Source organism: Fretibacterium sp., from assembly GCF_057312375.1.
Map to the genome: position 1 here is coordinate 1 of NZ_DBHLDX010000116.1, position 2,732 is coordinate 2,732.

Here is a 2,732-nt window from a genome sequence, read left to right on the forward strand (position 1 = left end):
TTCGCTAAACAGGTTCCAATGAAGAAAATCAGCCACTTTGTCATCCGTTTCGAGTAGTTCCGAACCCCAAAACCTGCTCGTTTCTGTCCCCGGGACAAAAACGAAACTGCGAGCCTTCGGCGGCAGAAAAGTTTCCTGCGTTGTCCCACGTGTTGTCCCAAACGCCCATGCGACAACACGTGGCGGGATTTCGCGGCACGACGGTCAAAGCTGATGACCCAACTGGAGTCGACTGGAATGACGCAGCAACAAACGAGCGTGAAAGAGTGGGAATAGCGGGAACTGGCTTCTGAACTCGCGTTTTGGTGCTGCCGAGTACCGCCCGATACTGTTTCGGCATCGCCGCAGGGTAAAGCCACCAGCGAAATAGCGGGAATAACGGCCTCCGGACCTCCTGGTTCGGAGGCTTTCTTTTTGCATTCCTACCTGGGAAAACGACCAGATTATTCTCAACTGCCCCTACTGGGCGGCACAGCGGAGTACTCGGCGGTACGGGAATAATCGGGTCCTGCGGGAATAATTCACAATTCGGGTCCCCCGAGAGCTGATTTCGCGCAGCCGAAACTGAGTTGAAACTGCGAGGCGGATTTAAGCCCTCTTCAATTACATTTGCTAGGTCAACAAACGGGAATATAAAAACGCGAAAATCGGTTTCCGTAGTTTCGGTAACCCCGAATGCCGTCGAATGGCGCCGCTCATTCTGAGTGTATTTGCTTGCATTGTTGCAGCTTTTGCTACAATGCAAGCATGAAACTGATTGAAGCCATACGAGTCGTCAACGACATCGCCTCTTCCCAAAGGGGGCTCTTCACGTCTGCCCAGGCGCAGGCGCTCGGCGTCGAGCGCTACGCGCTCTCGAGGCTGGAGGGGCTCGGCAACATAGAGAGGCTCGCGAAGGGCGTCTACCGCATGGGAGGCTCGCCGAGCACGCGGGAGGAGGACGTCCTCGCGGCCTGGCTGTCGATCGACCCGGGGAGACGCCCCGGCGACATCGCAGGCGAGGGCGTGCCCGTCGCCATGGGGGCGACGGCGGCATGGCTCTACGGCATCGGCGAGGTCGGCCCCTCGCCCTACGAGTTCTGCACGCCCGAGAGAAAGCAGACCAAGCGCCCAAACCTGATCATCAGGAAGCGCCGCCTCGAACCGAAGGACGTGGCGATCGTCTCGGGCATTCCAGCGACGAGGCCCTGGCTCACGGTAGTGGACCTGATTGACTCCGGGGAGGACCTGAGCCTGGTCACGAACGTGCTCGCGGACGCGCTCGAAAGGGGCTTTGTCGAAGACGAAGGTGTGCTGAGGGAATCGGTCGACGCGAGGGGGGCAAAAGTCGGGATGCCGGCGGGGGCCAGCCTGTACGATGCGCTAACTAGGAGGCGGGAAGAATGACGTACGAGAACGGCGGCCAGCTCGACAGGGCCCTGAAGAAGGCCGTGCGCGACAGGGGCGGCGACCCCGGGGACGGCTATCGCCAGGCTTTGCGCGACCGGTTCCTGTGCAGGGTGTTTAGCGACCCAGATGGCCGGTTCATCCTCAAGGGCGGAAGCGGGCTGCTCGCGCGCATTCCCGACGGCCGCGCCACGCGCGACATCGACTTCGCGACGGCATCGCAGGAGTCGTCCGAGGATGCGCTCGCGGCGCTCGTCGAGCTCGCCGGCAGGGACATGGGGGATTTCCTCGCGTTCAAGCTTGACAAATGGTCCGAATCACTCGACGACAACGGCTACTCGCGTCTGCTCAAGCTGCGCTTTCAGACCTTCTTGGGCCACGAGGAGAAGGACCCCATCCTCATCGACCTGTCGCTGGACTGCGACATCACACAGCCCGCAGATCGCATCGTCCCCGCGAACAGGGTTCGCGTCGAGGGGCTCGAGTCATGCGATTACCTCGTCTATCCGCTTCCCGATCAGCTGGCAGACAAACTGTGCGCCATAATGGAGACGCAGCCGAGCGGCTGGCCATCGTCGAGGATGAAGGACCTCGTCGACGTCGTCTACTACGCAACGAACGTCACCCTTGCCCTCAAGGACCTCGCCCGCGCGATCGAATGCGAGTGCCGCAAGCGCGGCATGGGCGTGCCGTCGCGTTTCGAGGCGCCGGCTGCTTGGGCCGGGAGCTTCGCGGCGTTCGCCAAGAAGAGCGGCCTCCCTGGAGAGCATGCCTCTTTCGCGGCGGCAACGTCGCTTGCCTCCGCGTTCTTCGATCCCGCCCTCGGTGGGTCCCTCGCGCGAGAAAACGCCTTTTGGAATTCCGATTCCCTGTGTTGGAGGCGAAAAGAGCCGGCAGAAACAAAGGAAAGGTAGGTTCGCATCATGCGGCTTGGGCTCATGGGAACGACCGACGACGGCAAACGGGCCGCCACACTTCTCGGCACAGGCGCCCTCTGCGCGGCCACGTACCTCATCGACATCCTGTGCGCGGGGCTGAACGATCCAGGCTCTGCGGCGCTTGCCGCCAATGTCGCCCTGCCATTAGACCTCATGGTGGTGGCGCTGCTTGCATTTTGGATAACTTATGTCCGACCGCGCGGGAAGTCGTTAACCACAGCTTCCCTCATCATTAGGTATGAGGTCCCCTCCCGGGACGCCCAACCGTACCGCGAGGGAGAGCGCCTGCGCAGGCAGGGGCTCTGTGGAGGCCTCCGGGCATGCTGCCCGGAGGCCTCCTCTCGTGACGGGGTCGGGCATGTCACGGGCATGTGGGACAGGAGGGCGGGGATGGGCGCGCGCTCGGTC

General features: G+C 62.0%; 3 protein-coding genes. All 3 read left to right on the plus strand.

Annotation, left to right across the window (positions count from 1 at the left end):
* Positions 1-747 precede the first annotated feature (747 nt).
* Entirely contained in the window at positions 748-1,386 is a 639-nt protein-coding gene (locus tag ACO41U_RS10255; RefSeq protein WP_485943729.1) for a type IV toxin-antitoxin system AbiEi family antitoxin domain-containing protein, read from the plus strand.
* On the plus strand, positions 1,383-2,300 hold the full coding sequence (locus ACO41U_RS10260; RefSeq protein ID WP_485943731.1) for a nucleotidyl transferase AbiEii/AbiGii toxin family protein: 918 nt from the start codon (positions 1,383-1,385) through the stop codon (positions 2,298-2,300). Before ACO41U_RS10255 ends, ACO41U_RS10260 begins: the two co-directional genes overlap by 4 nt.
* A 9-nt stretch (positions 2,301-2,309) precedes the next feature.
* Positions 2,310-2,732, plus strand: a 423-nt coding sequence (locus tag ACO41U_RS10265) for a hypothetical protein (RefSeq protein WP_485943733.1), incomplete at its 3' end; no start/stop codon positions are given.

Excerpts from the sequence above, each read along its gene's own strand:
- ACO41U_RS10260 (WP_485943731.1), top strand. The coding sequence starts at position 1,383 with ATGACGTACGAGAACGGCGGCCAGCTCGACAGGGCCCTGAAGAAGGCC.
- ACO41U_RS10255 (WP_485943729.1), top strand. The coding sequence starts at position 748 with ATGAAACTGATTGAAGCCATACGAGTCGTCAACGACATCGCCTCTTCC.